Raw genomic sequence first — 931 nt, forward strand, 5'->3', positions numbered from 1 at the left:
CGTGTGGAGCTGAATGATACTAATCGGTCGAGGCTTTGATCTAGTCTAACGGTTTGAGTGAATTGATGAGTCTTCAGTTTTGAGAGAACAATCTCTTAAAAAAGAGTTGACATTATGTTGAGATAATGTTAATCTCATATATGTCTGGTGGCGATAGCGAAGCGGCCACACCCGTTCCCATGCCGAACACGGAAGTTAAGCGTTTCAGCGCCGAAAGTAGTTGGGGGTCTCCCCCTGTGAGGATAGGACGTTGCCAGGCATTACATATTTGGAGGATTAGCTCAGCTGGGAGAGCACCTGCCTTACAAGCAGGGGGTCGGCGGTTCGATCCCGTCATCCTCCACCATTTACACCTGCCGGTGTAGCTCAGTTGGTAGAGCATCTGACTTGTAATCAGAGGGTCGAGGGTTCGAATCCTTTCGCCGGCACCATTTTTAAAATAGTCTACCGCATGAATTATACCTTGCCGGGGTGGCGGAATTGGTAGACGCACAGGACTTAAAATCCTGCGAGGGTTTCCTCGTGCCGGTTCAAGTCCGGCCCTCGGTACCATCTTAATATCCCATGAAAGTTCATTCGTCTCGCACCCTTAGCTCAGCTGGATAGAGCGTTAGACTACGAATCTAAAGGCCGGGAGTTCGAATCTCTCAGGGTGCACCATCTATTTCGGGAAGTAGCTCAGCTTGGTAGAGCACTTGGTTTGGGACCAAGGGGTCGCAGGTTCGAATCCTGTCTTCCCGACCATCATAACTTTTGGGGCCTTAGCTCAGCTGGGAGAGCGCCTGCCTTGCACGCAGGAGGTCAGCGGTTCGATCCCGCTAGGCTCCACCAATTTTTAAACTGACGAACTTTGAAAACTGAACGATGAGGCAAAAAAGTTTTACAATTTTTGAATGAAGCGCAAGCTTCGTCATTTTTAAAGAGCTATATC

General features: G+C 49.1%; 6 tRNA genes and 1 rRNA gene. All 7 read left to right on the forward strand.

Annotated features, from left to right (window positions below):
* Window positions 1–143 precede the first annotated feature (143 nt).
* The 7 genes from rrf to KNP64_RS14750 all read left to right on the forward strand — a co-directional run bounded on the left by rrf (window position 144) and on the right by KNP64_RS14750 (window position 831).
* A 5S ribosomal RNA gene (rrf, locus tag KNP64_RS14720) occupies window positions 144–259 on the forward strand.
* A gap of 11 nt (window positions 260–270) precedes the next feature.
* A tRNA-Val gene (locus KNP64_RS14725) sits at window positions 271–346 on the forward strand.
* Between the two features lie 9 nt (window positions 347–355).
* A tRNA-Thr gene (locus KNP64_RS14730) sits at window positions 356–431 on the forward strand.
* A 34-nt stretch (window positions 432–465) separates the two neighbouring features.
* Window positions 466–552, forward strand: a tRNA-Leu gene (locus KNP64_RS14735).
* Between the two features lie 31 nt (window positions 553–583).
* Window positions 584–660 (forward strand) — tRNA-Arg (locus tag KNP64_RS14740).
* 7 nt (window positions 661–667) lie between these two features.
* Window positions 668–744, forward strand: a tRNA-Pro gene (locus KNP64_RS14745).
* An 11-nt stretch (window positions 745–755) separates the two neighbouring features.
* Window positions 756–831, forward strand: a tRNA-Ala gene (locus KNP64_RS14750).
* Window positions 832–931: the final 100 nt, after the last annotated feature.

Origin of the sequence: Exiguobacterium sp. s64 (assembly GCF_018618035.1) — a bacterium.
GTDB classification, from domain to species: domain Bacteria; phylum Bacillota; class Bacilli; order Exiguobacteriales; family Exiguobacteriaceae; genus Exiguobacterium; species Exiguobacterium mexicanum_A.